The 26620-nt window shown below is 50.3% G+C and carries 31 protein-coding genes and 4 pseudogenes; 10 read left to right on the top strand and 25 right to left on the bottom strand.

The features are described 5' to 3' along the window. Window positions 1-43: 43 nt before the first annotated feature. The 8 genes from FLZ89_RS12560 to FLZ89_RS12525 form a co-directional block, all read right to left on the bottom strand. Window positions 44-328 (bottom strand): ACT domain-containing protein, encoded by a 285-nt coding sequence (locus FLZ89_RS12560; RefSeq protein ID WP_141264842.1) that lies wholly within the window; start codon window positions 326-328, stop codon window positions 44-46. Then, the gene (locus FLZ89_RS12555) at window positions 325-1077 is read right to left on the bottom strand and encodes a TorD/DmsD family molecular chaperone (protein WP_253256484.1); all 753 of its coding nucleotides are present in this window, start codon (window positions 1075-1077) and stop codon (window positions 325-327) included. Before FLZ89_RS12555 ends, FLZ89_RS12560 begins: the two co-directional genes overlap by 4 nt. Beyond that, the gene (locus tag FLZ89_RS12550) at window positions 1032-2174 is read right to left on the bottom strand and encodes a DUF362 domain-containing protein (protein WP_141305082.1); all 1143 of its coding nucleotides are present in this window, start codon (window positions 2172-2174) and stop codon (window positions 1032-1034) included. Before FLZ89_RS12550 ends, FLZ89_RS12555 begins: the two co-directional genes overlap by 46 nt. 158 nt (window positions 2175-2332) lie before the next feature. Beyond that, window positions 2333-2584, bottom strand: a complete 252-nt coding sequence (locus FLZ89_RS12545; protein ID WP_141264843.1) for a hypothetical protein — start codon at window positions 2582-2584, stop codon at window positions 2333-2335. Window positions 2585-2589: 5 nt separating this feature from the next. After that, window positions 2590-4374 (bottom strand): phosphoenolpyruvate carboxykinase, encoded by a 1785-nt coding sequence (locus FLZ89_RS12540; protein ID WP_141264844.1) that lies wholly within the window; start codon window positions 4372-4374, stop codon window positions 2590-2592. Window positions 4375-4585: 211 nt separating this feature from the next. After that, a complete protein-coding gene (locus FLZ89_RS12535; protein ID WP_054937201.1) occupies window positions 4586-4948 on the bottom strand; it encodes a DUF2294 domain-containing protein in 363 nt (120 codons plus the stop codon). Window positions 4949-5011: 63 nt separating this feature from the next. Beyond that, entirely contained in the window at window positions 5012-5701 is a 690-nt protein-coding gene (locus tag FLZ89_RS12530) for an HAD family hydrolase (RefSeq protein WP_141264845.1), read from the bottom strand. A 149-nt stretch (window positions 5702-5850) separates the two neighbouring features. Further along, a complete protein-coding gene (locus tag FLZ89_RS12525; protein ID WP_141265245.1) occupies window positions 5851-8529 on the bottom strand; it encodes a calcium-translocating P-type ATPase, SERCA-type in 2679 nt (892 codons plus the stop codon). 492 nt (window positions 8530-9021) lie between these two features. On the opposite strand from FLZ89_RS12525, the gene FLZ89_RS12520 reads away from it, so the two are divergent. From FLZ89_RS12520 to FLZ89_RS12495, 6 genes are all read left to right on the top strand, one after another. Beyond that, complete coding sequence (locus FLZ89_RS12520) at window positions 9022-9228, top strand: spore coat associated protein CotJA (RefSeq protein ID WP_141264846.1); 207 nt, start codon at window positions 9022-9024, stop codon at window positions 9226-9228. Window positions 9229-9252: 24 nt separating this feature from the next. Next, window positions 9253-9510, top strand: a complete 258-nt coding sequence (locus tag FLZ89_RS12515; protein ID WP_141265246.1) for a spore coat protein CotJB — start codon at window positions 9253-9255, stop codon at window positions 9508-9510. A gap of 15 nt (window positions 9511-9525) precedes the next feature. Continuing rightward, complete coding sequence (locus FLZ89_RS12510; RefSeq protein ID WP_141264847.1) at window positions 9526-10098, top strand: manganese catalase family protein; 573 nt, start codon at window positions 9526-9528, stop codon at window positions 10096-10098. Between the two features lie 109 nt (window positions 10099-10207). Beyond that, window positions 10208-10621 carry a HEPN domain-containing protein gene (locus tag FLZ89_RS12505; protein WP_172613605.1) on the top strand — a complete coding sequence of 138 codons (414 nt, stop codon included), beginning with the start codon at window positions 10208-10210 and terminating at the stop codon, window positions 10619-10621. After that, window positions 10585-10926: a nucleotidyltransferase domain-containing protein gene (locus tag FLZ89_RS12500; RefSeq protein WP_011392910.1), complete on the top strand. Its 342-nt coding sequence runs from the start codon at window positions 10585-10587 to the stop codon at window positions 10924-10926. Before FLZ89_RS12505 ends, FLZ89_RS12500 begins: the two co-directional genes overlap by 37 nt. Window positions 10927-11012: 86 nt before the next feature. Continuing rightward, window positions 11013-11507: a manganese catalase family protein gene (locus tag FLZ89_RS12495; RefSeq protein ID WP_141305081.1), complete on the top strand. Its 495-nt coding sequence runs from the start codon at window positions 11013-11015 to the stop codon at window positions 11505-11507. 82 nt (window positions 11508-11589) lie between these two features. Here the strand turns inward: FLZ89_RS12495 and FLZ89_RS12490 are convergent, their stop codons facing one another. The 3 genes from FLZ89_RS12490 to FLZ89_RS12480 form a co-directional block, all read right to left on the bottom strand. Continuing rightward, complete coding sequence (locus FLZ89_RS12490) at window positions 11590-12003, bottom strand: HEPN domain-containing protein (protein WP_141305080.1); 414 nt, start codon at window positions 12001-12003, stop codon at window positions 11590-11592. Next, window positions 11993-12316, bottom strand: coding sequence for a nucleotidyltransferase domain-containing protein (locus tag FLZ89_RS12485; RefSeq protein WP_236712971.1), 324 nt, complete (start codon window positions 12314-12316; stop codon window positions 11993-11995). Before FLZ89_RS12485 ends, FLZ89_RS12490 begins: the two co-directional genes overlap by 11 nt. Before the next feature lie 297 nt (window positions 12317-12613). Further along, complete coding sequence (locus FLZ89_RS12480) at window positions 12614-12799, bottom strand: hypothetical protein (protein WP_141305079.1); 186 nt, start codon at window positions 12797-12799, stop codon at window positions 12614-12616. Window positions 12800-12896: 97 nt separating this feature from the next. On the opposite strand from FLZ89_RS12480, the gene FLZ89_RS12475 reads away from it, so the two are divergent. Beyond that, on the top strand, window positions 12897-13838 hold the full coding sequence (locus FLZ89_RS12475) for a glycosyl hydrolase family 18 protein (protein WP_141305078.1): 942 nt from the start codon (window positions 12897-12899) through the stop codon (window positions 13836-13838). A gap of 278 nt (window positions 13839-14116) precedes the next feature. Here the strand turns inward: FLZ89_RS12475 and FLZ89_RS12470 are convergent, their stop codons facing one another. Both FLZ89_RS12470 and FLZ89_RS15755 read right to left on the bottom strand, forming a co-directional pair. Further along, window positions 14117-14695 (bottom strand): plasmid pRiA4b ORF-3 family protein, encoded by a 579-nt coding sequence (locus FLZ89_RS12470; protein ID WP_141264852.1) that lies wholly within the window; start codon window positions 14693-14695, stop codon window positions 14117-14119. A 377-nt stretch (window positions 14696-15072) separates the two neighbouring features. After that, window positions 15073-15228 (bottom strand): hypothetical protein, encoded by a 156-nt coding sequence (locus FLZ89_RS15755; RefSeq protein WP_172613604.1) that lies wholly within the window; start codon window positions 15226-15228, stop codon window positions 15073-15075. A 335-nt stretch (window positions 15229-15563) separates the two neighbouring features. Here FLZ89_RS15755 and FLZ89_RS12465 point away from each other — a divergent pair. After that, window positions 15564-15902: pseudogene (locus tag FLZ89_RS12465) on the top strand (manganese catalase family protein); the annotation flags it as partial. 178 nt (window positions 15903-16080) lie between these two features. Here FLZ89_RS12465 and larC read toward each other — a convergent pair. The 3 genes and pseudogenes from larC to FLZ89_RS12450 all read right to left on the bottom strand — a co-directional run. Continuing rightward, window positions 16081-17274 carry a nickel pincer cofactor biosynthesis protein LarC gene (gene larC, locus FLZ89_RS12460; RefSeq protein WP_141305077.1) on the bottom strand — a complete coding sequence of 398 codons (1194 nt, stop codon included), beginning with the start codon at window positions 17272-17274 and terminating at the stop codon, window positions 16081-16083. A gap of 199 nt (window positions 17275-17473) precedes the next feature. Then, the gene (locus FLZ89_RS12455; protein ID WP_141305076.1) at window positions 17474-18118 is read right to left on the bottom strand and encodes a (2Fe-2S)-binding protein; all 645 of its coding nucleotides are present in this window, start codon (window positions 18116-18118) and stop codon (window positions 17474-17476) included. A 285-nt stretch (window positions 18119-18403) separates the two neighbouring features. After that, window positions 18404-18694 (bottom strand): annotated as a pseudogene (locus FLZ89_RS12450) (flavin reductase); the annotation flags it as partial. A gap of 317 nt (window positions 18695-19011) precedes the next feature. Here FLZ89_RS12450 and FLZ89_RS12440 point away from each other — a divergent pair. After that, entirely contained in the window at window positions 19012-19269 is a 258-nt protein-coding gene (locus FLZ89_RS12440) for a nucleotidyltransferase domain-containing protein (protein ID WP_253260469.1), read from the top strand. A gap of 103 nt (window positions 19270-19372) precedes the next feature. On the opposite strand, the gene FLZ89_RS12435 is transcribed toward FLZ89_RS12440, so the two are convergent. Both FLZ89_RS12435 and FLZ89_RS12430 read right to left on the bottom strand, forming a co-directional pair. Continuing rightward, entirely contained in the window at window positions 19373-19624 is a 252-nt protein-coding gene (locus tag FLZ89_RS12435) for a DUF2283 domain-containing protein (RefSeq protein WP_141264864.1), read from the bottom strand. Between the two features lie 4 nt (window positions 19625-19628). After that, window positions 19629-19877, bottom strand: a complete 249-nt coding sequence (locus tag FLZ89_RS12430) for a hypothetical protein (protein ID WP_141305074.1) — start codon at window positions 19875-19877, stop codon at window positions 19629-19631. A gap of 222 nt (window positions 19878-20099) precedes the next feature. On the opposite strand from FLZ89_RS12430, the pseudogene FLZ89_RS12425 reads away from it, so the two are divergent. Next, window positions 20100-20336, top strand: a pseudogene (locus FLZ89_RS12425) (manganese catalase family protein); the annotation flags it as partial. Between the two features lie 97 nt (window positions 20337-20433). On the opposite strand, the gene FLZ89_RS12420 reads toward FLZ89_RS12425, so the two are convergent. From FLZ89_RS12420 to FLZ89_RS12390, 7 genes and pseudogenes are all read right to left on the bottom strand, one after another. Further along, window positions 20434-20694 carry a hypothetical protein gene (locus tag FLZ89_RS12420; protein ID WP_253256561.1) on the bottom strand — a complete coding sequence of 87 codons (261 nt, stop codon included), beginning with the start codon at window positions 20692-20694 and terminating at the stop codon, window positions 20434-20436. A gap of 379 nt (window positions 20695-21073) precedes the next feature. Next, window positions 21074-21596, bottom strand: a pseudogene (locus FLZ89_RS12415) (IS66 family transposase zinc-finger binding domain-containing protein); the annotation flags it as partial. Between the two features lie 243 nt (window positions 21597-21839). Continuing rightward, complete coding sequence (locus FLZ89_RS12410) at window positions 21840-22601, bottom strand: energy-coupling factor ABC transporter ATP-binding protein (RefSeq protein ID WP_141264867.1); 762 nt, start codon at window positions 22599-22601, stop codon at window positions 21840-21842. Next, on the bottom strand, window positions 22602-23414 hold the full coding sequence (gene cbiQ, locus FLZ89_RS12405) for a cobalt ECF transporter T component CbiQ (RefSeq protein WP_141305073.1): 813 nt from the start codon (window positions 23412-23414) through the stop codon (window positions 22602-22604). It abuts the gene before it with no gap. Between the two features lie 77 nt (window positions 23415-23491). After that, window positions 23492-24559 (bottom strand): energy-coupling factor ABC transporter permease, encoded by a 1068-nt coding sequence (locus tag FLZ89_RS12400; RefSeq protein WP_141305340.1) that lies wholly within the window; start codon window positions 24557-24559, stop codon window positions 23492-23494. 231 nt (window positions 24560-24790) lie between these two features. Next, window positions 24791-25543, bottom strand: a complete 753-nt coding sequence (locus FLZ89_RS12395; protein WP_141305072.1) for an ABC transporter ATP-binding protein — start codon at window positions 25541-25543, stop codon at window positions 24791-24793. Continuing rightward, the gene (locus FLZ89_RS12390; RefSeq protein ID WP_141264870.1) at window positions 25540-26613 is read right to left on the bottom strand and encodes a FecCD family ABC transporter permease; all 1074 of its coding nucleotides are present in this window, start codon (window positions 26611-26613) and stop codon (window positions 25540-25542) included. The genes FLZ89_RS12395 and FLZ89_RS12390 overlap by 4 nt, the downstream gene beginning before the upstream one ends. Window positions 26614-26620 lie beyond the last annotated feature (7 nt).

Here is a 26620-nt window from a genome sequence, read left to right as displayed (position 1 = left end):
TTAGTTGCGGGCTTACCATCATTTAACCTCATGGGGGCTGCGGTTAGATGCGGTGCATAAATTTGAAGACTTCCGCCTGCTGCATTGTCACCTGGACACCCAGTTCCTCGCCCCTGGCTTTGAGTTGTGTTTGCAGGTCAAAAAAATCAAGATTACTATCTTTCAGGTCTACAACCATGATCATGGTAAAAAATTCCTGCAAAATGGTCTGGCTGATATCGAGGATATTCACATTGGCCGCCGCCAGGACGGCGGTTATACCCGCTAAAATTCCCACCCTGTCCTGGCCTAAAACTGTGATGATGGCCCGGCCGTCGGCAACTGTCATGATTTTTCACCCCCGCAAAAATCCTCCAGTACCGCTTCCAGTTCAGCGGCATCGGCTTCCAGCCAGCCCCGGGTGAAGAGAGCCAGGCCACGGAAAAATTCAGTCCGGGCAGCCCCTTGGATATCGCTACATAAGGCCGGTACCCATTGCTCCAAATGTTCCTTCAAAAAGCGCCGCTGCCCCTGCAGAAATTCAGTTGCCTCTTCACCGGCCTGGACTTTTGCGGCCGCTGCCTGGCTGAGCCAGGCCATGAATTCCATTTCCAGGCCCAGGTGGTCGTCCGGCTCCCGGTTTTTCTTTTTACTCTCCAGGCCAAAAGAACGATAAAACTCCCTTACCGCCAGGGTTTCCTCGCCGAAGAGGAGATGCTCCTTGGAGCGATATACTGACTCCCAGGGCGGCGCCTCCAGGTGACCGGGACCGACGAAAAGGCGGTTGTAATCCTCCTGGAGTTCCTGCTGGTAGGCTTCCATGTCACCGGCCCGGGCCGTTAACTCGGCCTGCATCTGCCGGCAACCTGCGGCCAGCATGGGATTATCAATACTGGCAGGTAGTTCGGCGAGGAGTTGCTCCTCTACCAGGGCGGACAACAGTTCCTTTCCTGGCCCTTCCTGGTAGAGCCGGGCCAAGAAAAGGTAAATCAGTTCCCGCCCCTGGAGCCACTCAAGTAATAATTCCTTGTCCATAAAATCTCCCATCCTTTCTACCCTGGCCCGGGCAGGTTCCGGGTCAGGTAACAGCGCAGGCACTCAGTGGCCCCGGCGCTGGCCTGGAAGGTTTCCCCGCAGGTCGCACAAAGGTGTTCGCGGGCTGTAGCCAGATTAAAAGTTGCCTCGTCGGCCACAGCTTCTATGGCCATATCCTCCCCCCAGGTTAGGCTGTGCTGGGGGCAGACTGCCAGGCACAGGCCGCAGTGGTTGCAGCGGGCCGGGATAAACCTTAACTCCCCTTCGCCCAGGGTCAGAGCACCGGCGGGACAGAGGCGGCTGCAGATATTACAGAGGTAGCAGGGACCGGCCAGTTCCAGGGAGGCCAGGGGTAAACGGGCCCTCGTCGGGTAGCCTGTCTCAAACCGTACTCGCTGTAAGGCCTCCCTGAGGATGGACATCCTCTCCCCGGGAAAAACTGCCTGTTTCTTACCCGGACCCGGGGCTGGTGTCGCTGCTTTAACTCCCGGCACTTTGATCCCCCGTACCAAGGAGCGGAAAAATTCGCGCCTGCCCATGGCAGCCGGGGCTGCGTGGGATGCCTGGCCTTCTCGATGCTTTGGGGCCGGAGCCGGTGTAAGGGTAGTCCCCTGCACCAGACGATCGTGTGGCAGGCCCAGGGCCGCCAGGGTCCTTTGTGCCCAGGCAAAGGAAGCCTTAAAAAGCTCCTGCCCCTTCTCTCCCCAGGGACAGGCAGAGCAATCCTCGGGCCGGTAGCGAAACCCTGTTTTGCCCCTTGCGGCCAGGGCGACCATTATTTCCGGAGCCACTGCCCCCAGGCAGGGAACCATAAAAAAGCCTTGCGGCAGGCTCTTTTCCCGACCCCGGGTGCAGGAAAAAATTACTTGCCCGGTGGCAGCAATAATCTCCTGACCCCGGGCGAGAATGAAGGCGTGGGTTTGCTCTGGATCTTCCAGGGCCCCGGTAGGGCAGGCCACGGCACAAAGGCCGCAGCGCCGGCACTCTTTCAACCCGGGCCGGCCGTTTTGCAGCTCAATCCCATCAACCGGGCAGACCTCCAGGCACTTCTGACAGGTCGCCCAGGGCGACAGGGTGCGGATACATTTTTCAGCACGCAAGCGTACCTGACCCAGCCCCGTCAAGGCGCTGGCAAGGGTTTCGAGATCCAGTTTCCCCACCCCCAATTCCTGTATAAAAGCGGGCCTCATCCAGCCCGCTTTTCATTAACTCCTCAATTTATATTATCGTACTTTCCTGCCTGATGGTCAAGGAGTGGGAAGGAACTGTAACCGGCCCGTCAATAGCCGGGCCATTTCACCAGAAGCGTGAGATTAATTTAGTCTACTATATCTTCCCCAGCCATCTCCGCCAGCATGCGTTCTTGAAAATAATTATCTTCGGCAGGATTATAGTGGTTACCCTGCAAATTTTTCAGTAACTCCTGGCGTTCTTCATTGCTTAAAAAACTACTGATAGCTTTTAATTCCCCAGGCAGGATTTCCTTAAATATAAAGAGTAACTTTTCTGTCCTGTTATCCCTCAAAAAACCGCGCACTTCATCCCATACTGACTCGCCAGCAAAATTCATTTACATCAACCCCCGTAAGTTATAAATTCAAATAAAGCTTTAGCAGCTGCTTCCGGGCCTTTTATTTCATATCCGTGCAGGCCCAACTGGGTACGTAACTGCCCTATTTTGACACCCCTGGCAAGCATCTGGCTAAAATATTGTCTGGCCAGAGCATCATGCTGGTCCCGCTTCTGGGGGGCACCAAAGGGGTTGGCAAAATAAGTATGCACCAGACCTTCTTCATCAGTGGTACCCTTGGAAAGCCGGGCACCCTCGCTAAAGACCTCCAGGGCTGTATCGACGTCATTAAACAACTCTATATGGGGATGCTTGTTATCTACCGGTTCATAATTATTAGCGTACAGGAATAGATCTACAGGATACCCCCTGGTAACTTCCTGGTAGTTAGTAATGGGGATTACCAGGCGGGCGTTTTTTTTATGAGGGTTCATGAAGATACTGCGGTCAATCTCCGCATAGGGAAAACCCGGGGCTAAATCATCCAGGCGGACAAAGGCGCCAATTTCTGTCCCGATGCCCACCACCTCTCCTTCAGGGGTTATCCTTAAGGATCCCATATCATCAAAAATAACTGTTAAGCGACGCATATAGTCCGTGGCCAGAACGCGAAAGGCTTCCAGGGATTCTGATTTGCCAGCACCGCTATCACCGACCAGGACCACGTTGGCACTAGCCCCTGTCCGTAAAACAATTCGCGCCATAGCACCATGAACAGGTAAATAACCATGCTCAATGGCAATAAGGTTATGCAGGGTTAAAACCATCTTTTTAAAATAACCAAAGTAGTCAACATCATCAGTTCGCCCGATCAGTCCTAATACTATACCCGCCTGCCGGTCTTCATAGTATACTGTCTGGCGCTTACCCAACAGTTCCGGCTCAACTCCGAAAATCAGGATGGCTTCTGGTCGTCGACCTTGAATTTCAGCTGGCTCAGCTAATTCAAACAGGTTGGCGAGACTGAGACCCAGGGGTAAATACCGTTTATGAAAATAGATAAAGGTTAACAAATCCCCTACTTTAGCCGGATAGCAAAGCCAATCCCTGGCTTCCAATTGACTATGCTTGAGGGGATTATGGGACACCGGCATAAACATACCCTTGCGGTAATTGCGTTTGGGGTAATATACCAGCGGCGGTTCGATAACTACCAGCTGGATAAAAGGTATCGCCTGCAACTGTCGGTATTCTTCCCCGGGAATATCCCAGGCAATTTTATCAGCCAGTATTCCTGCTCCTGCTCCGCAGGGTAGTTGCCGGTATACCCGGGGGAGTTTTTCCATTAAATTGGCCCCGATTTTCCGGTAAATTTCCAGTACCAGGTTGGTAAAGCGCTCATTAAGTTCAATAAACTTATGATGATCACTGGCAGTTTCTCCTGCCTGGTGGCAACCATCATCAACAATCAGGAAACGGGCATATTTCCGCCAATAATTGTAAAGCTTTTCCGCAAAATCATATAGCATTGTCTTTCTAGCCAAAACAGAATTGAAAGCAGGATAACGTTTGCTAATTTCATCTGGCCGGTATTCAGTAAGAAGCAAAAGTAAATCGGCAAGGGCCTCCTTATCCCACAGGTTGCTGGCACCAGCACCGCTACCTTGCTTACCAGCAGGTGTTCTCAGGAAAGGTTTTATAGCCTCCAGTTCCGGTGCCTGGTGTTGCTCTAAATCTTCAATGAAGCTTGCCAGAATCCGGTGGAAAATTGGACTTTTAAATATGTCCGATGCTGTTTCGCATATATTAGGTCCAAGGACAATAACATGATGCTGTTCCCACTCTGTCATCTCATTTACCTCCATAAGGTAAATAAAAAGGCCAACAATAATGTCTGTTTAAAGACACTATTGTTGGCCTGCTATTCGCCAGCTCTTCTGTACCAGACCAGCTGCCGACCAGCGGACCTTAAAGTTTGATGTTGGCTTCTCCCTCGATTAAAGGAGAATCCCCCATCGCTACCCCGTGTTATTATATACTATAGTTATGGTAAAGGCAAGCTTAATCAACTAGGGCTTCAAGATTAGCCTCAAGGGTAAAAACCAGAATCCTTTCTCCTGTGACGGTGCTAATATCAGTATGCAAACTTATTACCTTCTGACCGGTGAATTCCTGGATCATTTTTTCTAATAACGGACGGGAATCCTCCAACAACTGAGTACGTACTTTCTTAATCAAAATTTTACCTTCATGGCTATGAGCCAGGTGTTGTTCGGCCGGAGTTAAAACTCCCTTGAGACGGATAAAGATCTGGTCTTCAATGATAAAGGTTTTAACTTCCTGGGGTCCCCGGCCCAGATATTCCTTTTCAAATTTCATTAATGCTTTACTGATATCATCTTCAAGCTGCCCTTTACGGGTCATTTATATCACCTCATCCTGCTTTTAATTTACACCCAGAGTTAACGCTGGTAATATAACGGTCCTTTAGTTTACCAGGTCACCTATAATGTCCAGAACTTCCTCTAGACATTCAACTATATAATCAGGCTGTACAGGCTGATTTTGAAGTTTGGCCCTTTTACGGTTCAACCATACGGCAGTAGCTCCAAAGCCCTTGGCGCCTACAACATCGGCAATGAAAGAATCCCCTACATGAATGATCTCTTCCGGATTACACTTTAAAAGCTCAGCCGCCTGCTGGAAAATCACAGGCGAGGGCTTGTAAGCTCTGGCGTCTTCTGAAGTCACAATGGCATCGAATTTTAGTCCGTGTCTCATTAAAGCTATAGATAACTCGTGATTGTCAGTGTTGGAAATCAAAGCCGTCCTGAATTGACGGCCCACAGCCTCAACTACTACAGGAGCAGCGGTATAAACCTGACAGTTTTCTATCATTCGCAACCATATTTCCAGGTCATTGGGAACTCGCCTCCCACGAAAGCCGAATTGCCTGAAGGTCATATCCAATGCTTGATCAAAAACCACCCAGAGCTTAGAGAAAGGCCCCGCCATGATTAGTTTATCAGCAAACTTATCCCACTCCTGGTGAAAAGCTACAGGGTCGGCCGGAAAAGAGTTGGCTTGTAATATTAGTTCTGTGGCTTTAGCATGCAGACCCTCGATATTGAAAAGCGTTCCATAGGCGTCAAAAGTTACAGCACGTATATGATACATGTGTGTTCCCTCCAGCGGCCAAAAAGTCCTCCTGCCGTTGAGGCTAAGGTTGTGACAAGGGCGTATTTCCCCTATGCCGTAGGATGCCAAAGTAGTCCGGGCAGCGGCGAGCAGGCCCCGAGGGCATCAACATTAACCGGCATCAAAGTCTACCCTTTTTTGCCAACCTTCAGCTTGCCCAAAAGTTTACTTATTTCCACAGCCACCATGGGGACAAGGCTCAGGCTCAGGACCACCGCCCAGTCGCCGGTACGCAACACCGCCGTCTCAAAGATACCTCGCAAAAAAGGAATCAATACTACAGCCACCTGGAGAGATATTGACGCCAAGAAAGCATACACCAAACTGCGGTTACTTCCCAATCCTATGGACAGGAGGGATTGATCCATGCTCCGGACATTGAAGGAGTGCACCAGTTGCGACAGAGCCATGGTTACAAAAGCCATGGTATGGGCTTCCTCCAGGGTCCGTCCCCAGCTAAGGGCCAGCCAGTATGAAAACAGAGCCAGCAGCCCGATCATGGTACCCTGCCACACGATGTTAATGCCCATGCCCCCGGCAAACACTCCTTCCTTGGGTTTACGGGGTGGACGGTCCATAACGCCTTTTTCGGGTGGCTCCAGGCCCAGGGCCAGGGCAGGAGGACCGTCAGTAACCAGGTTTAACCATAGTATCTGGATGGGAGTCAGGGGACTACCCAATCCCAGTAAAATGGCAGAAAAGATAGCTACAATCTCACCGGTGTTGCAGGAAAGGAGATACTGGATAGACTTGCGAATATTGTCGTAGATGGTTCGCCCTTCTTCAACCGCATTGACGATGGTGGCAAAATTGTCGTCTAATAATACCATATCTGAGGCTTCTTTGGCTACCTCGGTACCGGTAATCCCCATAGCAGCCCCGATATCGGCCCGTTTGAGGGCCGGGGCGTCATTGACACCATCGCCGGTCATGGCCACCACATGTTTGTGTTCCTTTAGGGCTGCTACGATGCGGAGCTTATCCTCAGGGGATACCCTGGCGTAGACGGTGACGCGGTTTACCACCTCTTTCAGTTGTTGGTCGTCCATCTGGTCCAGTTGCGCACCGGTCAGGACGCCGTCACCCTGCTGCCAGATACCCAGTTCTTTCGCGATGGCCATAGCTGTTTCCTGGTGGTCACCGGTGATCATTACCGTCCGGATGCCTGCCCGGCGGCTGACAGCCACCGCTTCCTTGACCTCGGGACGCGGTGGATCCTGCATGGCATAAAAACCGACAAAGGTAAGGTCCTGCTCGGCGGTATCCGGTGAGAGGCCAGCCGGAATTTCAGGCCACCGGCGGACAGCCAGGGCCAGTACGCGTTGCCCCTGGGACGCCAACTGAGAGTTAATTTGCAAAAGCCGGGTACGCATTTCTCCAGTTAGAGGTTCAATTCCTTGCCCGGTCATTACTCCGGTAGAGCGGGCCAGCAATACATCGGGGGCTCCCTTGGTAAAGGATTGGATTGAGCCATCTATATGGTGAAAGGTGGTCATCATTTTGCGGGCGGAATCAAAAGGGATTTCGGCTAGCCGGGGGTAGGTCTTCTCCACCTCCTCCCTTATCAAACCCGCTTTGGCTGCTACCACTACCAGGGCTCCCTCCGTGGGATCGCCGATTACGCGGTAACCCTTCTCTGTTGCCTCTAACCGGGCGTCACTGTTTAACAACCCGCCCAGGAGCATTAATTCCAGGTTCCGATCAGTTAAAGGAGCAATTTCATTTCCCTGCTGGTTCAGAAACCGGCCGTCAGGCTGGTAACCAGTACCAGTTACCTGCAGGAAGTTGCCGGCAGTATAAATCTGGGTAACAGTCATTTCATTTTTGGTAAGGGTACCTGTCTTGTCAGAACAAATAACAGTTGCAGTGCCCAGGGTCTCTACCGCCGGCAGTTTTCTAATAACAGCCTGCCGCTGGCTCATCCTGGTAACGCCCAGGGCGAGCACAATGGTCACTACGGCGGGCAGGCCTTCCGGAACTGCTGCTACTGCCAGGCTGATGGCTGTCATAAACATTTCCAGAACATCTTCGCCCCGCCACAACCCGGTGGCAAACACCAGGGCCACGATGAATCCTGCAGCCATTCCCAAAGTTTTACCAAGTTCATTCAACCGCCGCTGCAGCGGTGTAGGCTCCAGCGGCGTTTCCTGAAGCAGTTGCGCGATCCGACCCAGTTGGGTGTTCATCCCTGTTTCCACCACCAGGGCCTTGCCGCGTCCGCTGGTAATAATAGTACCCATAAAGAGCATGTTTTTCCGATCGCCCACCGGGACTTCACCGGCCGCTATCATGGCAGGGTCCTTTTCTACCGGTACCGACTCGCCCGTTAAGGCGGCTTCGTTTGCCCGTAGGGAAGCCGCCTCGATCAGCCTGGCATCAGCCGGTACAGAATCTCCTGCATCTAATAATACTATATCACCAGGGACCAGTTCGCCTGCGTCAACCTGCGTTACCATTCCGTTCCGGATCACTTTGGCTGCAGGTTTGGTCATCTCCTTTAAAGCTTTAAGGGCCTGTTCAGCTTTATTCTCTTGATACACGCCCAGAACGGCATTCAACACTACGATAACAAGGATAACAATAGAATCTTCCCATTCGCCCAGGATACCCGAGATGATCGCCGCTCCAATCAGGATTAAGACCAGAATTTCCTTTAGCTGCCCTATAAACATGGAAAAAAGGCTGCGGGGGGGCGGCTCTTTTAAAACATTGGGGCCGTAGATCTTTAATCGTTCGTTGGCCTCCTCTTGATTCAGCCCCTGGTGCAGGTCTGAATTAAGTTCCTGGCAGACCTGATGGATCTCCATGGCATACCATTTCTTCTCTGGCAACTCATAATCCTCCTCCCAGTTTGTGTAGAGCTTTATCACTACAATAACCCTTAGCAAGTTAAAAAATGTAAATAAAAAACCTTTGTTCAGTGCAAAAAAGCACTAAACAAAGGTCTTGCTCCCAAGTTAAGCCCCTGGGACCAGGGCGGCTCTTACCGATGCGTACTGTCGCCCTGGTCAACAGGCCATAAGGCCTACGAGCTACTCCCTTTTGATTTTAATTAAATTATATACGAGAAACCCCTTGGCGTCAACCATTGGCTGAAATGCCAGTCACCAGGCCGGCACCGAGGGCCACCAAAGGGCGATTGCCCTTAGCCTCCTTAGGAAATGCCGCACCCTTCTCCTTGTTGCAGGAGTACCGGGCTTAAACCTGGATACAGGTGGCATCAAGCTTATCTTCTGGTAACCCTTCCTCCCCTATCCATCATAATATAAATTAGCGATTTTTAGGAGAGGAGGTCTATTATGACTGCCGACCAGCAAGGAAAGCGTAGTATTACTGTCCGTCCCGGCGACGAGCAGGTAGAAAAACAATCCTTTTCTTACCAGCTGGCCCGGGCCTATGTACCCTGGCAGCGTTTTACTAACAGGTGGGACCCTATGGAAGGCCTGGCCCGGGGGACGATTTTCCCCGAACTCTTCCAGCCTTACCAGCCCCGGCGGACACCTTAAAACAACCTGGCGGAGGGAGAAATGATGGATCCTCAACGCTTAAATCTGCTAAAGAAAATTATGGCCCTGGAATTTACTTGCGTAGACTTTAACCTTTACCTGGACACCCATCCCGAGGACTACCGGGCGTTAGCGGAATATAATGCCGCCAGCGAAGCCCTGCTGGCGGCAAAAAAGGAATACGAAAACCTTTACGGTCCTTTAACAAATTACGGCAGTACGCCCAGTCCCCAGGCCTGGCGCTGGATTGACGAACCCTGGCCCTGGGAAACAACTTTTTAGGCGGAGGGATTCAAAATGTGGATTTATGAAAAAAAACTGGAGTACCCTGTGCGCGTCGGTGGCCCCAACCCCCGCCTAGCCAAGGTAATCATCACCCAGTATGGCGGGCCCGACGGCGAGCTTGCTGCCTCTCTACGCTACCTCACCCAGCGCTACACCATGCCCCTCCCCCAGGCCAAGGCAGTTCTTACAGACATCGGCACGGAAGAGCTGGCCCACATGGAGATCGTGGCCACCCTGGTCTATAACCTGATAAAAGACGCTCCCCTAGAAGAAATCAAACGCGCCGGCCTGGACGGGTACTATGCCGACCACGACCGCGCCCTCTACTTTGTCAACGCCGCCGGCGCCCCCTGGACGGCCACCTACATCCAGTCCAAGGGTGACCCGGTCACCGACCTCTATGAAAATATGGCTGCCGAACAAAAGGCTCGTTCGACATACGAATACCTGATCCAGCTCTCCGACGACCCCGATGTTAGCGACACTCTCAAGTTCTTGCGCGAAAGGGAAGTCGTCCACTTCCAGCGCTTCGGCGAGACGTTAAACCTTGTATACGATTACCTGGAGCGTAAAAAGTATTATTAAAGCTAAAGCCCCGGTAAAGGGGCTTTTTTAAGTAAGTCACTTATCGGATTAGATTATAAAATGAGTTTAAAAAATTAGTGTTGGCCTTTCTTACAGAATGTGGTATCATATGGGTGAGGTGTTGTGGGTGTCGCCAGAAGTCAAGGAATGGATGGAGCAGGCCGAATACGATTTTTCCACCGCTAAAGCTATGTTCCACGCTAGAAAATACCTTTACATGATTTATATGTGCCAGTTAGCTCTAGAAAAAATCCTGAAAGCTGTCGTTGCTCTGCGAACAGATAAAACCCCTCCTAAAACGCATAAATTATTACTCCTTGTGAAGTTAGGGCAGGTTAATTTAGTAGAAGAACACCTTGAATTTTTAGGAACGTTGGATGCCATAGGTTCGGGGGCCCGTTACCCTAAAGACCTTGCTGCCGCACGAAAAACTTATTCCCGTAATGTTGCTCAAGATTATCTTGTTAAAACAAAGGAGATACTGGAATGGATAAAGAAAGACCAGATATTCAAGCAATTATAGAGCAGTTTGCTGATGCTCTAAAAAATCAAGGTATCCAGATCGACAAGATCATTCTGTTTGGCTCCCAGGCCAGAGGCGATGCTAGAGAAGATAGCGATATAGATTTACTGGTAGTATCATCCGATTTTGCTCAAATGCCCCTGTATCGCCGCTATGAAGTGCTGGGCAAAGCCCTGGCCAGGGTAATGCAGCCAATTGAACCCCTAGCCTGCACTCCTGAAGAAGTGCAGGTGGAAAAATTGAGCAAGGCTAGTTTCCTTTACGACGTCCTGGCCCGGCAAAAAACCGTAGAATACCGGCTTTAAACAAAAGCAGCAGGAACGCTTTGCCGTTCCTGCCAACAGGAGCAAGGTTTTTTACCTGTTTCTCTTTTAGTCTTGGATAACAAAATTTGAAGTCCGGCGGGCCCGACGGCGAGCTCGCTGCATCTCTACGCTACCTCACCCAGCGCTACACCATGCCCCTCCCCCAGGCCAAGGCAGTTCTGACGGACATCGGCACGGAAGAGCTGGCCCACATGGAGATTGTGGCTACCCTGGTCTATAACCTCATAAAAGACGCTCCCCTGGAAGAAATCAAACGCGCCGGCCTGGACGGCTACTATGCCGACCACGACCGCGCCCTCTACTTTGTCAACGCCGCCGGCGCCCCCTGGACGGCCACCTACATCCAGTCCAAGGGTGACCCGGTCACCGATCTCCATGAGAATATGGCCGCCGAGCAAAAGGCCCGTTCCACTTACGAATACCTGATCCAGCTCTCCGACGACCCCGATGTTAGCGACACTCTCAAGTTCTTGCGCGAAAGGGAAGTCGTCCATTTCCAGCGCTTCGGCGAGACGTTAAACCTGGTCCATGAGCACCTGGAGCGGAAAAAGTACTATTAAAATCAAATATGGGGGTTAGCCTCCCCCACCTACATAATGTTATAAAATACATCCTTTGTCAGGCCCTTCCGCTTTGAACGTTTTACCTACAGGACTCCCCAGTTTCTAAAGCTTCAACGATATTATTGTATATAGCCTCTGCCATCGCGATCGCTTTCTTAGCATCTTCATGGGTAGCTTCGGGCCAGTCACCAGGGTAACGGCCTTCAGTAACCCAATCGCTTAACCATTCAAGCTCTATACCAGCAAAGGCGGCCTTATCTTCATCCGGAAATAGCTCGATTAGGTACTCAAGGTCATGTTTATATGCAAACTCAATTCCTGTGCTGATCAAAAAAGCCTTCAAGCTTTTTTCCGCGCATTGTTGCGCCAAGTAACATGCCACGCCATACTCCGGCCCTTCCCTATCCGTAAAAGCCAGCCGGGCTACCCGTAAATCCCCCTTAGCTTTTTTCAACCACTTGAGCGCCTCTTGTTTCCTTTCCTCAACGTTCATACATCACAACCCCTTCTTTAAGAGCGGGATGATAAACTGTCCACCAGGAGTCTTTATGTTTGTTAATGTCAGAAAGGCTGGCAACTATAACATCCTTGGGCACCTTGAATTCCCGCAGTTCTTTGCGGATTGCCACCTGCATCTGACGTTTTTTTTCCCGGGCACAGTCCATTATGACTAGGATATCTACATCGCTGTTTGGCCCTGCTTCTCCTTTAGCCCAAGAGCCGAAAACAATAATCTTTTCTGGATTAAATTTCTCTTCTATACGCTTTGCCATAGAATAAATAATTTTTTCATCCACCAGATCCATCCCCCCGGGATATTAGTTACCAGGCATTTCTTCCACTATTTTACACTAACATAATTAAACATTCAACAGACAATACCAGATAATGATTTCCCCGGGGCTTATAGTGCCTTGTTGCGATGTCATTTTATTACTGTTACTGGTTTTTCTGGTTATATATTTCTCTGAGAAATAACCTGGGCGCCTACCTTCCTACCTTGACATTACTCATCTTCTTCAAATCCATAGTCCTTAAATTTCAACGTACGATAGTTTTCCGTAACTGTTCTAATTACAATTTCCGGTAACCCTTTCGGAATTTCAGCATAAAGCCTTGGTAATCAAAACCGCCACCGGGTTGAGAGCGCTGGCATGGGCTTCCAAGCCCAGGCGCTGCAACAACTTCTCGAAGAGCGAGCCCTGGCCAGGGATACCATGGATGTCACCAAAGTTAGAGAAATAAAAGAAGAAATGGAACGGGCCGAGGCCCGGCGCCTGCAACCGCACTTCATTGCATCCTTTTTTATAGCGTGCCGCCAGGTTTCCTGGACACATTTGCCAGGAATAACATATTATATAATTATGAACAGGAGGTGTTTTAAGTATGGCCTTGCAGGAACGGCAGGTAGAAAACAACTGGTATTATGTTCCTGATCCTCCGGGGTTATCTTCCTTACGCAGCCACGGCGGCCAGTTAAGATATATCCTACCTTTCTGGTTTGGCGTAACCGAGACAGGAAGCCTCGTGGATCAAGCCGATACCGAAGGCCTAGCGGCCATCCGGCAATATAATCTCCCTGTGCTGGCCATCGTCCACAACTATTCCAGTCCCCAGTATAGACCCCTGATACACCGCTTACTGACTACGCCAAGCTTGCGCCAGACATTGGTAAACAATATCTTAACCCTCATGTACCGCTGGGGTTTTGCCGGCGTAAATATCGATTTTGAATTTGTGCCTCCGGAGGATCGTCCCTCTTTGACAAGCTTTATGCGTCAGCTCTCCCAGGCCCTCCGTACGGCAGGTTTTTTAACCACCATTTCCGTACCGGCAGAACTGGAGGATAACCCCCGCCACCCCTTCTCGGGCGCTTTTAGTTATCCGGAACTAGGAGCACTTAGTGACCAGGTCTATATTCTAGCTTACGACGAACATTTCGCTACACCCGGCCCTATCGCTTCCATGGGTTTTGTCCGTCGGGTACTGGACTATGCTGTAAGCGTTATCCCCCGGGAAAAAATACGCCTCGGTATGGCTGTTTATGGTTACGACTGGGCTGAAGGAGCGCCTATTCCCATAACTCTCTCCCACAGCCAAGCCGTAGAGCTTGCTCGCCGCGTGGGTGCCACTATCTATTATGACCAAGCGGCCCAGGAATCCACCTTTAGTTATGTAGAGGATAATATTTCCCATGTAGTATGGTTTGAAGATGTACGGAGCTTTAGCACAAAGCTAGGCCTGGTGCGGGAGTACAACCTCCCTGGCATCGGTGTCTGGCGCCTGGGCCTGGAAGACCCGCGCATCTGGGAACTGCGAGTTCTCTGAATTTCTCGCTATATAATCTGTACGGTTTCATTTTATACGGCAGTATCCTCTAGAGCTTTGGTCGCACGTAGGTTTTCCTCCGGCAAAAGTCGCCGGACATACACGGTCAGGCAGAGCAGAAAGCGGGCTCGTCCTGACCGCACCTCTGGGGGTTAAGGTTTTATGGAACAGCCTGGCCCGAAAGGTGGCCCTTACGAGCCCGGTGCCACAACACCATCATAGGTGAAAAAGGGTGAAAAAGCGGCCATGAAAAACAATTAAAGCCCCGGTGGTCGGTACTACCTCACCCTCAGGCGCCTGAGCCGCCGGTTGACTTCTTCTATATCGAACGCCTCCGGGTCGAACTCCCCGCCCAGCCACTCGACCGTTTCCTCATATTCTTCATGGTCCGGATTGGATAGAATTTCGAGCATCCTTGCGTAACCCCACGATCCGCCGCAATCCTCCGGAGGGCAGGCCCGGGCGCCCTCCAGGCATATAGGATAGGGGGTTCCCTCAGCGGGTGGCAGTATCTTCTCCAGTACCAACTCGTGTTCCCAACCGTCGCCAAAGTCGTATTCGTAAAGGAACTTCATCCTGGGCCTGGTTAACACCTGCCAGAGCTTCACTCTTCTGGCGTTCACATACTCCGCATCAAACTCGGGATCGGGGTCGCAGTAGTAAGTTCCGCGGATAATGAACTGGTAAAGGTGATAGTTCCACCACCCCATCACAGCCTGCAGCACCAGGTGCAGCCGGTAAAGAGAAATGTCGCGGGTCACCTGGAACCTCCGCCATACGGGCGGATGGACATCCCTCAGTGTCACCTTGAACTGATAAACAGCCCGCCAGGGATCAACCTTTTCTTGTTTCGCCATATTCTTTCCGCACCTGCCTTATAGCATAGTTCTAGTATCTTAGCTTGCAGCGATTTGCCTGCTAACCCCTTATGCCCAGGGAGCACAACCACTTTGAAAATAGGGTTAAGGACTATTTTCGTACTAACCGGCCATGCCCGGGAGGCACAACCACCTAATGAAAATAGGCTAAAGGCTATTTTCGGACTAACCGCCATGCCCCCAAAGCACAGCCAATCTCAATGGTGTGTCCAGGGCGGTGAGGAACACCACCTATTTCCCCGGCCCGGAAACCAGGCACCGGGCCTGCTTCAGCCATCTTTTAGCTTCCAGAGCATATTCTGGCCTCATAGAGTATCTTCCCCTCACTTATTATTTGCCGAATAAACGGTCGGGTTCTAGCCAGTTCGGCAAACTCCTGCGGCGTATAAACCAATAAATAAATCCACCGCTACAAGCGGTGCTACCGTGCGGTAAATTACGTCCAGCCGCACATGTTTCAATTCAGCAGGCGAGAGCTTCAGGAGTTCTTTTATCAAAGCCTCACGGGTCATGCAGACACCTCCCTGAAACCATTATAGCATTTCCATAAAAGCATTCCTGTAATGAATTAAGGTAGGTGTTGCCAATAAAAAAGCCTCCTGGTAAAAAAATAATAGACTCAAAACAAACAAACCCACCAGGAGGCGAGAAACCGTATGAATGAGGTGCAAAAGAAATTGTTGCCTCTAACCGGGCGTCACTGTTTAACAACCCGCCCAAAAGCATTAATTCCAGGTTCCGATCAGTTAAAGGAGCAATTTCATTTCCCTGCTGGTTCAGAAACCGGCCGTCAGGCTGGTAACCAGTACCAGTTACCTGCAGGAAGTTGCCGGCAGTATAAATCTGGGTAGTCTATAACCTCATAAAAGACGCTCCCCTGGAAGAAATCAAACGCGCCGGCCTGGACGGCTACTATGCCGACCACGACCGCGCCCTCTACTTTGTCAACGCCGCCGGCGCCCCCTGGACGGCCACCTACATCCAGTCCAAGGGTGACCCGGTCACCGATCTCCATGAGAATATGGCCGTCGAGCAAAAGGCCCGTTCCACTTACGAATACCTGATCCAGCTCTCCGACGACCCAGATGTCAGCGACACCTTGAAGTTCTTGCGCGAAAGGGAAGTCGTCCACTTCCAGCGCTTCGGCGAGACGTTAAACCTGGTCCATGAGCACCTGGATTTGTGACGAATAGCTTCCAAGCTCATATGCCAATTCATCAATCTGCTGCAAATCCTTCTTCTCAAACTCAATATATTCCTGGACCTCTTCCCGAGAAAACTCTTTCTCCCGGTAATCTGCCTCTGTACGAGCCGCCAATAGAAACAGCAAAAGTCAGTGTAAGTGATGTGGCCATCTAACTTTGTCAGGAATTAACTAGTACGGACCTAGCGGCGGCCAAAGCAGCTGTGTAGACTTCCTTTATAGGTACACCGGCGGCCAGAGCAACCTGGCGACAAGATTCGTACTCCGGTGCTATGTTAGTGATTGCCTGACCCTCATGATCATGATAGAGCCCCCATTTTACAGCAACCGGTCCATAGGGCGTAAGCACTTCAGTAATCTGTTGCTGGCAGATCAGTTTTTGGTCGCGGCGAAAGCGTAGACCCAAGGTGCTGGAATGGCGGAATATTGCCGCCGCTACTGCAGCAAGACGGCTCTCCGGACAAAGAACTGTAAAAAGGAGGCCGGGACGACCTTTTTTCATATGTACTGGTATAAAGTACGCATCCACAGCTCCGGCACCCAAAACCTGCTCCATGAGGACAGGGAAAAACTCAGGGTTCATGTCATCAATGGTGGTTTCGAGGACCAGTATGCTATCTTCCCCTTTTCCCGCTGTGTCGCTCATTTCCCCTAAAGCCAAGCGCAAAATGTTAGGATGAGGCAACTTGGTTTTGCCCGCGCCAAAGCCAACGCTGATCAAATTCATAGGTGGAAAAGGACCAAACCTGTCAGCCAAAGTAGTAATGATAGCTGCACCAGTTGGAGTTACCAGTTCCGCTTCAACTTCCGTACCGTAAACAGGATAACCCTGGAGTAGGTAAAGGGTCGCCGGCGCCGGTACAGGCAATCTGCCGTGATGGCATTCGGTCCAACCCGAACCCAGGGGTAGCGGCGATGACATAACTCGTGCAATACCCAGAAGGTGCAGACCCAGAACGGTTCCTACGATATCGATAATGGCATCGACGGCTCCTACTTCATGGAAGTGTACCTCTTCCGGACTAATGCCATGCACCTGAGCTTCAGCCTGAGCCAAGCGCCGGAAGATAGCCGTAGCCTTTTCCCGCACTGGCACAGGCAGCGGGCTGTCGTGTATTATTCTTAAAATATCTTCCAAGTGACGGTGGTGATGGTGATCGTGTACCTGCACTTGTACATCCACAGCTGTAATACCTTGATGTTTAACTTCCTTGATCTTAAGTTCCCATCCTTCTAGTGCCAAGTCTTTTAATCCAGCTATCAGTTCTTCTGGAGAAAGGCCATTGGCCAGCAAGGCTCCCAAACACATATCCCCGCTGATACCAGAAAAGCAGTCAAAATAGGCGACTTTCATCTTACTCCTCCTTTACTCCATGGTTTATAGTTATAGTTTTATGGTCACCGGAACATATGACCTCGGATAGATCGAAGAAGAGTTCCTTAAGGAGAACCGAGGTCATCCCCGGAAGCTCACACACCCTCTTCCGTAGGAGAGAGGGGTCAATACCGTACTGGGATTTGCGGGGAGGTATTGGCGGTATAGGCGGACGTATTTAAGCTTTCCTCCTTCCTCTCATGGGAATCACTATCACCCCTTGCAGGGGGGCCGCTATTACCCGCTCCAAAAGCCTGATATCATCCTCAAAGCGGAATCCTCTTCCGGTGTACCTCTGTTTCACTTTCTCGGGAATATCCCATACTGTGGGAGTCCGGCAGTACCATTGCCAGCCTCCTTTAGGAGGAGACGGTTCAATACCCGCTGCCCCCAGGAGCCTCAATATGGACTGAATGCACCCCACTTTGCAGCCCGTCCTGGCTCCGGTCGTGAAGGAAACATCTTCCGGGGAACGTGCTCCGAGTAAGATAGCCGCAGCCACCTCTTCCGCCCTAGTTGAGGTGCAGCAGCAAATTATCTGCTCCGGATGGAGCCTGGCCCGCAGGCAGAGCTCTATGACTTGGTTATAATCTACACTATTCATGCTTACCCCTACTACTACAGGCTCTTCCCTTTTGGCCATGGTAATGGCGTAGTCAGGGCAACGCTGTTCACAGGCTGCACAACCCCGGCAGCGCTCCGGATTTACTACCGCCTTCCCGTTCTCCACCTTGATGGCCAGAACCGGGCACACCCGCTCGCAGGTGCGGCAAGCCTTACACTTTTCTTCATCTACTTCGGCCACAAGATTTACTACCTTCAAGCCTGATGCCCCCCTTTCATCGCAGGCTTGATATTCTATATTGTCGTATACCGTTCAGTTGTTTAAGCATTTCTTTATACCCTTTGGCTTCCTTGCAAAACCATTCGCAAATTCGTTCGATATTATCGTACTTTGTATATATTGTTTCTAGCACTGCGCGCGTCAGGTATGGCCACAGTGAAGGCACCTGAACGGGTTAAATAAAAACTCGCAGATACCTGCCGGTTCCTCCGGGGCCTCTTCTCCCGCCCCCCTTCAGGAATATCCTTACAGGGCACACAACTTCTACCCGTTTTCGCCAGTAAAAGCGGGGGCCTCATCCTTTTTACCCAGGAACATTTCTGTGTAATCTGCATACCTACCCGCAAAAACCGGCCGGGTAAACCACATTCCGTGCTCACCAAGCATTACCGATAACGGTTTCGCCCGTTCATAGTCCATTTCTCCAGCTTCATTGAAGAAACGTTCATCTACCTCCAGATGCACCACCTTACCGATAACCAGGGAATAATGCTTGCGGCTGATTTCTTCTACCAGGGTGCACTCTGCCCAGGCCAGGCAGCCTTCAATCCCGGGCGTAAAGTTGAGCAGCAGCAAAATCAAGTATGAGGTCCAGGATAGCTGCGAAGGCGTAGTTGCAGTTAAGGTTTTCTATGATGTAGGTACCACAAGCATCTTTCACCAGCAATGTTAGTGCCTCAAAACGTAAAACGGCAATAAGAAACTAAGCAGGCAAGCTAGAGCAGTAATTACTAGCCTGAGCAATAAAAGTAAGTTGAAGGAAGGTGCTTACCTAATCTCCTTTGCTGGTAAATTTGGCCTTCACTCAGCAGCGTGAAGACCATGCGTACGAGTTTGCGGGCAGTTAGAACCAGGGGGCGCTTATGGTGATGATGCCTGGCCCCGGTTACCAGGCCAGGGGCGAGGCTCGGGAGGACAGCGATATCGACCTGCTGGTCGTCTCTCCTGACTTCGCCAAAATGCCTTTCCACCGCCGTTTTGAAATCCTGGGTACGGCTATCGCCAGGGTAAGGGAACCCATTGAACCCCTGGCCTGCGTTCCCGAAGAGGTGCAGTTGGAAAAATTAAGCAAGGCCAGCTTCCTTTACGACGTCCTGGTCCAGCAAAAAACCGTGGAATACCGGCTTTAAACAAAAGCGGCAGGCGCGCTTTGGCGTTCCTGCCGTCATCTTATTGGTCCTCTTTTTGTGGAGAAATTTTACTCCTGAACCTTCCCTGACAACTGTACCGTTCTCAGCCCGCCCGGGCGGTGCTTATATTAGAACCCGGCCCGGTTAGCATAATGCGGCCAAGAGGAAGCCCATCGGCTTCCAAGCGCGATAAATCTATCAAGGCGCTAGCACGGTCAATATCTATGCCTACCAGGTTCCCTTCGGCGTCAAAATCCAGCACTACGCCAGGCGCTACTTCTAACGAGTCGGCGCTTTCTTTTTCCGAAAGGTCTATATACAGGGTGTCAGTATCCGCGTAGTAATGAAATTTCATGTTTTCACTCCTCTTTGGTGGTTGCAATTTTAAAATTGCGATCAGGAAAGGCATTATGAATCGTTCGGCCATCTTCCAGGGTTACCACTCGCAAGTATTTCCCCAAGTCCGGGACATATATCCAGTGACGTATTCGCCCATCTGGCTGCACTTCATGAAACTCGGGTTTACGTATGGCCTGCTCGCACCATTCCATCTTAAGGTAGGGGCGCTTTCGCAAAACCTGCTCTTCAAAATAGCGCGTGGTTTTCATTTCCTGTTAACCAGCCCCCTCCTGGTAAATATTATACCCTAACTCAAGGTTTCGCGCTATAATTATATGGGTTCTCTTCTTTTTGGGCTTTATCGACCTTAGTGGATGTTTATAATCCTCCCGCAGGCCTCCAGAACTCCCTCCCGCATTGCTGGAACCAGTTTTTGTCTTTTACCTTCTACCTTTTTTAGGGTAGGTTTTGGATAACAAAAGTTAAAGTCAGGCGGGCCCGACGGCGAGCTCGCTGCATCTCTACGCTACCTCACCCAGCGCTACACCATGCCTATCCCCCAGGCCAAGGCAGTTCTTACAGACATCGGTACGGAAGAGCTGGCCCACATGGAGATTGTGGCTACCCTGGTCTATAACCTGATCAAAGACGCTCCCCTGGAAGAAATAAAAAGGGCCGGCCTGGACGGCTACTATGCCGACCACGACCGCGCCCTCTATTTTGTCAATGGTCGGGAGCCAGACCCGGTGTCGAAATAAAATACCCGGCTGGTTTCCCTGCCGGGTGCTTTGGTGCAATTCATTTGACTTTCTACAGCTGGATAGATCAGCCAGGACTGCGGATCTCTTTAACCACAAGAGTTTCAATCTGATCGACAAGAGATTTTACTTCATCAAACCAGGGAGCAACAATATCGGCTTCATATTTAACCAGGTCGGCATAATCCGCTTTCTGGCGGGCATCGAACAGCCTGTTATATAATGTTCCGGCCGAAGGGTTAACCAAACCAGCTTTAACGATCTTCTGGTGGAAAAAGCGAACGGATACCTGAATTTTGGCTGACGAGTAACCCTTGGCAAGGAGAATGGCAGAAACGGCGTAGAAACAGGCATAATATAACCGGTTAGGAAGTACGTATATGGCCTTCTGAAAAAAGCAATTCCGCCTCAGTTATAGCTTCTTTAGAGCGGTCCATCCTGTATAGGATTAACTGCTTAATTTCTTCTTTCACAGAACTATCCCCTCACGTCTTACGTTAATAATCACCCCTGCCACTATTATACACTATGACCACAACTACATACCAGTATTTTCAAACTTAAAGTTATGTCGTAATTACCGTAAGGGTTGACCCCCTGCCTGCTATATCGCAATGCCCGCGCTTTTTACCCCAGGAATGCCGGCAGGCAACGCATACTTTGTCCTCCGGCGCTTGAAATCTCTTTGTAGTACCCCGGGTCCAGTGAGATATGGGGCTGCCGGGAAGTACGGGAGCAGGCATGGGTGCCGTGACAACCGGAGTGGTTATCTCTTCCCGCTCGCAGCGGCGACAGAAATAGACGTAGCGCATATGCTTAACCACTTTCACCTGGGCCGGGATGACCTTAAGTTCCTGCCGCACCTCGGTGCTCATCTCATGCAGGGGACCGCCGTGAGCTTTGGCAGACCCGCTCTTCTTCCGGCAGGCGGTGCTCTACTACTTCTACCAGCAGATCTTCCAGGTTCATCTCCCGGCGGCTGTGTTTTTTGCGGCGCTGGTAGGTGATGGTTTCCAAATCCGGCTCAGGCGCCTCCGGCCTGGCTCCCGCTTCCGCCTCATTAAAAAGTAAAAGCTGCTCTTCTAGAGGCTTGGTCCGTTCGCTGGAAACACCGAATTGCCGCTTCTTGCTTAAACGGAACTGCTCCATAAACCAGTTTAATTTAGCGGTCAGTTCGGCGTTTTGTTGTTCCAGCTGGACACATCGCTCTCGCAGCTCTTCTATAGTCATGGTGGCGATACATCGCTGTTTGGCCCTGCTTATCCTTTAGCCCAAGAGCCGAAAACAATAATCTTTTCTGGAAACCTGGGCGCCTACCTTCCTACCTTGACATTACTCATCTTCTTCAAATCCATAGTCCTTAAATTTCAACGTACGACAGTTTTCCGTAACTGTTCTAATTACAATTTGAGGATAACCCCCGCCACCCCTTCTCGGGCGCTTTTAGTTATCCGGAACTAGGAGCACTAACGTTCAAATGGGCTTTTTCGTACCACAGACCGGACACCCCTGTAAACCCAGGGGTAACTCCAGCCCACATTCTTCCATCAGTTCTGCATCACAAAGAATTTTTTCTGTAGGACCGTCAGTTATTACCCTGCCGTCCTTCAAAACAATTGTTCTCTCGCAAAGCTCAAATACCATGTCCAAATCATGGGTCGCAATTATCTTCGTATGGGTAAAGCTTTGAAGAAGTCTTATTAAACGGCGTCTTGATTTCGGATCAAGGGATGACGTTGGTTCATCCATAACGAGAATATCAGGATTCATAGCCAAAACCGTCGCAATAGCTGCTGCGCGCTTTTCACCACCTGAAAGCTTGTACGGCGGTCTATCCTTCAAATGTAGAATTCCAACAGTATCGAGTGAGCTAATTACTCTCTTTTCAACCTCTTCCTCAGGTAATTTATAGTTGCGCGGCCCAAAGGCTACATCATCATAAACGGTGGTCATAAATAACTGGTCATCTGGGTCTTGAAAAACCATCCCCACCCTTTGCCGAATCAACGGCAATGTTTTCTTGGTTACCGGCACATCACCTATCATGATTTCTCCTTCATCTGGAAACAATACCCCGACAAGGTGCATCAACAATGTCGACTTGCCTGCACCATTCGCGCCTACAATTCCAACGGATTCTCCGTGAGTAATCTTAAAAGCAACTCCGTTCAACGCCTGGCGTCCATCAGGGTACTTATACTTTAAATTATCTGCTTGTATAATATGATGGCTCATTTATCTCCTTACTCCCATCATTACCCAACCTATCATCTCAGGAATGTTGAAGTAGCGTATTATTACAAAAGATAAACTCCATCCGGCGAAGTACAGGATGTCGCCAATACCAATTCCTTTTTCTCTCCCGATATGATATTCTCCTGTAAATCCCCGGCAGCACATTGAACGGTAAACACGTTGGGCCCTTTCTATCGACCTGATAAGTAAGTGTCCCGTTAACGAACCCCAATCTCTAAATTTGATGCCTTTTTCACCCGCAGAGCGCAATGAATAGGCACGTACCATACGGCCAGCTTCCTCAACCAGCACCGCGATATACCTGTATGTTAGCAGAAGTTGGATAATAAATACCCCGGGTATCCTTATGGTTCTTAGCGCTGAGGCGATTCTCGTCATTCCAGTGGTGGCTATGAGAATGAGTGCTGCCAGTATTGTTAAAAAACCTTTAATTAAGATTGCAAAAAAAGAAACCCAGCCTCCCGAAATAGTAATCCATGGCAACACTAGCATCGGGCTTTTATCGTATAGGGGGTTAAATAATCCGATGCCGATTATCAAAGGTAAAGCCAAGAGTACCCTTTTGAAAACCGGGACCATAGGAATATCTGCCAGTGTCATGATAATAACAGGGTAAAATATAAGTGGCAACATACCACTTAACTCGTAATTACTAAAGGATACAGTTACTAGCAAATATGCGCCCGTTGTTAACACTTTCATAAGCGGGTGCACATCATGTATAATAGATTTCTTATCTGCAAATTCATCAAGTATTCTTATGTTATATAATGAGTCCGCCGGATTGGACATCACCTATCATCCCATTTATATAATTATATTTATATAAGTTTTGGCGGGGGTTAAAGCCCCGCCTTGTTGCTTTTACTTTAAACTGCGCTTGCTTTTTCCCTCTTTTTAATTGATCTTATAATAAGCCCTGTTATTGCAGCTAAAAGCAAAGTCATTGCGCCGCCAACCAGTCCCGATACACTGGTCCCGGTATTCACCGCCGGCCATGCCTCTTCGGTCTCTGGAGCATCAGTACTTACTTTCTGTTCATGAGCATCAGTACTTACTTTCTTAAAGCTGTAGTCAGGCAAAAACGCGATTTTCTCCTGAATAGAAGCCAGCGTTTGATGAATACCGTCCGGAGCCTCGAGTTCCTCTTTACCTGAAGTATTAAGCATAGACCATTCCAATCCATCGGGATATGTAGATGCAAACCATGAGAAGACACCACCAGTTATAATTGCAACAATGGCAAGGCCGGCAAGGACCTTCTTGATGGGAATACCGCCCAGCTTCTCACCCAATGCCGCCTTCTCAATTATTTCAGGGCGGGCTTTCCAAATGAAGGCGACAACAGCAGCAGTTACGAGGCCTTCTACCAATCCGATAGCAAGGTGAATGGGCTGCATCAACAAAACAAACGTGCTGAAGGGCAACTCTGTTATACCCGAAAACAGGGTTTCTAGAACTACACTGAACGCTCCCAGCTGCAAGCCTACTATTGCACCCAGTAGTGACCCGGCAAATATGCGTCCAGTTGAGTACCCTTTGCGAATAATCAATTTATAAATCAGGGGATATGCAATAAAGCATGTATAAAAACCAAGATTAAAAATGTTGCTTCCCAATGCTAGCAGGCCACCGTCGGCAAAAAAAAGTGCTTGGATAACTAAAACAGATGCCATGGTTAGAAAACCAGCATAAGGACCCAGCAATATAGCCAGTAGCATGCCTCCTCCTAAATGGCCGCTGGATCCAGTACCCGGAATTGTAAAGTTTATCATTTGGGCCGCAAATACAAATGCACCTACTACCCCCATTAAAGGTATTTTTTGCTCATCTAATTCATTTTGAACCTTTTTAATTGAATAAGCTGCGACTCCTGCCGTCACTGCCCACATGGTTCCACCTACAGCCGGTGAAAGCAGGGCATCTGCCATATGCATACGTTTTTCCTCCTTCAATTATTTAAGTCTCCGGTTGCGCAGGCCTAGTCTACCTCCATAACCACCCCTCCGAGGTCAACCAACTTGTGTTAAAAATAAAATAAACCATGGAAGATGTCCGGTTTATACCGTAACGACCTCCATGGTCGAGATTTAGCAACCTCCTTGGTTGCCTATTTCTTTAATAATTATATAACAAACCAAAATAACATTCAAGATTTCGCGGGCTTTTTACAAGGGCACGACCACGGGGATGTCTGCCAGTCTTTCCACCGCTACCCGAACTCCGTAGACGCCGGCGATATTTTCCGGAGTCATGATTTCCATCCCCCCGCAGGCAAAAACGGTTCTGTTCTTCAGGAGCAAAAATTTATCTGCAAATCGCAAAGCAAGGTTAAGGTCGTGCATTACCACCACCGCTGCAATGTTATGTTCCCTGACTGCACTTTTTACCGTTTGCAAAACCTCGAATTGATTTTTCAGATCCAGGTTGCTGGTGGGCTCGTCCAGTAAAAGCACCCGGGGTTCCTGGGCCAGAGCCCTGGCGATGACCACCTTTTGCAGTTCTCCCCCGCTCAATTCATCCAGGTAACGCAGGGAAAACTTCTCAAGGCCAAGAATACCCAACACATTCCGGACGATTTCCAGGTCTCTTGCGGTTGTGCCCCACTTGATGTGGGGTTTCCTGCCCAAAAGCACGGCGTCGAAGACCGTAAACCGGGCGCTTTCGTATCTTTGCGCCACGTACCCCAGGCGGCGGGCAACTTCCCGGGGACTGAGGGCAAACAGGTCTTTTTTTTCAATGAGAATTGTCCCTGTTTGCGGCTTTAAAATCCTGTTCAGGCACTTGAGCAGGGTGGACTTCCCGGCGCCGTTGTTGCCCAGGATAGCAAAAAATTCCCCCCTGTTGACTTCAAATTTGATATCCCTTAACACGGGCCGGCTGCTGTAACTGAATTCCACCCCGTCTACCGACAAGATCATCTTTTGCCATACCCCCTGGAGAGAAGGTAAAGGAACAGGGGGGCACCCATAAAAGAGGTAATCGCCCCCACCGGTAATACAACCGGGGAAACAACGGTCCTGGCCAGGGTATCGGAAGCAAGCAGCAAAAGCCCTCCCATTACGCTGGCAGCAGGGATCAGGAAACGGTGGTCGCCGCCCAGCACCCTTCTCATCATGTGCGGGGCGACCAGGCCGATAAAGCCGATAATGCCCAGAAAGGAAACAGTTACCGCCGTGACCAGGGAGGCCGCGAACATCCCGGTCAACCTGATCCTCTCTACATCAACACCCAGCCCTTTGGCCGTCTCCTCCCCGCCGTCCAAAGCGTTGTAATTCCACCGGTTGGCCATAAAGTAAAGCAGCGCGACAAAGGTTAGCGCGGCCATAATTTCCAGATCCCGCCAGGAAGCCCGGCCGATGTCGCCGAAGGTCCAAAAAACAATCGAAGCCACCTGCACGTCGCTGGCAAAAAACTGCAGGATAATGGTGGCAGCTGAAAAAAGGGACCCCAGGGCCACCCCCGCCAGGACCATTGCTTCGGGAGTGACCCCCCTGACCTGGGCCAGGAAGAGAACTACCAGGGTCGTCGCCATCGCCCCTACAAAGGCGGAAATGGTGACCAGATAGGGGTTGTTGATGATGACTGCATCGACGCTGGTGCTGTGGATGCTCCCCGCCCCCAGAGCAATGATGGCCACGGCGGCGCCAAAGGCCGCACCCTGCGAAACGCCCAGGGTGAAAGGGGACGCCAGAGGGTTTCTCAAGAGATTTTGCATCACGCAACCCGCCACGGAAAGACCGACCCCGGCAGTAACCGCCGCCAGCACCCGGGGCAGCCGGATATTCCAAATAATGATATTTAAACGTCCCTCCGCTTTGCCCAGCAGCGTCAGCATTACCTGGGCCGGCGAAAGCTCCGCCGACCCGGCGTTGATGGCGTAGACACCTAGCAGGACGGTCAAAAGGAAAAGCAGGCAAATGATAAAAACTTTTCTTTGGGTATACTTGAGGTAACTTTCCGGGATGTTTTCCATAGCTACCTGCCGCATATTTTTC

This window comes from Moorella sp. E306M (assembly GCF_006538385.1).
Taxonomy (GTDB): Bacteria; Bacillota; DSM-521; order Neomoorellales; family Neomoorellaceae; genus Neomoorella.
This window is presented reverse-complemented; position numbering and strand designations above follow the sequence as displayed.

Coding starts and splice junctions, on each gene's coding strand:
- FLZ89_RS12470 (WP_141264852.1), bottom strand. CDS start 14,695: ATGGCGAAACAAGAAAAGGTTGATCCCTGGCGGGCTGTTTATCAGTTC.
- FLZ89_RS12540 (WP_141264844.1), bottom strand. CDS start 4,374: ATGACAGAGTGGGAACAGCATCATGTTATTGTCCTTGGACCTAATATA.
- FLZ89_RS12485 (WP_236712971.1), bottom strand. CDS start 12,316: ATGGATCTGGTGGATGAAAAAATTATTTATTCTATGGCAAAGCGTATA.
- FLZ89_RS12515 (WP_141265246.1), top strand. CDS start 9,253: ATGGATCCTCAACGCTTAAATCTGCTAAAGAAAATTATGGCCCTGGAA.
- FLZ89_RS12500 (WP_011392910.1), top strand. CDS start 10,585: ATGGATAAAGAAAGACCAGATATTCAAGCAATTATAGAGCAGTTTGCT.
- FLZ89_RS15755 (WP_172613604.1), bottom strand. CDS start 15,228: ATGACCCGTGAGGCTTTGATAAAAGAACTCCTGAAGCTCTCGCCTGCT.
- FLZ89_RS12475 (WP_141305078.1), top strand. CDS start 12,897: ATGGCCTTGCAGGAACGGCAGGTAGAAAACAACTGGTATTATGTTCCT.
- larC (WP_141305077.1), bottom strand. CDS start 17,274: ATGAAAGTCGCCTATTTTGACTGCTTTTCTGGTATCAGCGGGGATATG.
- cbiQ (WP_141305073.1), bottom strand. CDS start 23,414: ATGTCCAATCCGGCGGACTCATTATATAACATAAGAATACTTGATGAA.
- FLZ89_RS12440 (WP_253260469.1), top strand. CDS start 19,012: ATGCCTGGCCCCGGTTACCAGGCCAGGGGCGAGGCTCGGGAGGACAGC.
- FLZ89_RS12510 (WP_141264847.1), top strand. CDS start 9,526: ATGTGGATTTATGAAAAAAAACTGGAGTACCCTGTGCGCGTCGGTGGC.
- FLZ89_RS12535 (WP_054937201.1), bottom strand. CDS start 4,948: ATGACCCGTAAAGGGCAGCTTGAAGATGATATCAGTAAAGCATTAATG.
- FLZ89_RS12395 (WP_141305072.1), bottom strand. CDS start 25,543: ATGATCTTGTCGGTAGACGGGGTGGAATTCAGTTACAGCAGCCGGCCC.
- FLZ89_RS12505 (WP_172613605.1), top strand. CDS start 10,208: ATGGGTGAGGTGTTGTGGGTGTCGCCAGAAGTCAAGGAATGGATGGAG.
- FLZ89_RS12520 (WP_141264846.1), top strand. CDS start 9,022: ATGACTGCCGACCAGCAAGGAAAGCGTAGTATTACTGTCCGTCCCGGC.
- FLZ89_RS12525 (WP_141265245.1), bottom strand. CDS start 8,529: ATGGAGATCCATCAGGTCTGCCAGGAACTTAATTCAGACCTGCACCAG.
- FLZ89_RS12390 (WP_141264870.1), bottom strand. CDS start 26,613: ATGCGGCAGGTAGCTATGGAAAACATCCCGGAAAGTTACCTCAAGTAT.
- FLZ89_RS12430 (WP_141305074.1), bottom strand. CDS start 19,877: ATGAAAACCACGCGCTATTTTGAAGAGCAGGTTTTGCGAAAGCGCCCC.
- FLZ89_RS12400 (WP_141305340.1), bottom strand. CDS start 24,559: ATGCATATGGCAGATGCCCTGCTTTCACCGGCTGTAGGTGGAACCATG.
- FLZ89_RS12560 (WP_141264842.1), bottom strand. CDS start 328: ATGACAGTTGCCGACGGCCGGGCCATCATCACAGTTTTAGGCCAGGAC.
- FLZ89_RS12490 (WP_141305080.1), bottom strand. CDS start 12,003: ATGAACGTTGAGGAAAGGAAACAAGAGGCGCTCAAGTGGTTGAAAAAA.
- FLZ89_RS12410 (WP_141264867.1), bottom strand. CDS start 22,601: ATGAGCCATCATATTATACAAGCAGATAATTTAAAGTATAAGTACCCT.
- FLZ89_RS12530 (WP_141264845.1), bottom strand. CDS start 5,701: ATGTATCATATACGTGCTGTAACTTTTGACGCCTATGGAACGCTTTTC.
- FLZ89_RS12435 (WP_141264864.1), bottom strand. CDS start 19,624: ATGAAATTTCATTACTACGCGGATACTGACACCCTGTATATAGACCTT.
- FLZ89_RS12545 (WP_141264843.1), bottom strand. CDS start 2,584: ATGAATTTTGCTGGCGAGTCAGTATGGGATGAAGTGCGCGGTTTTTTG.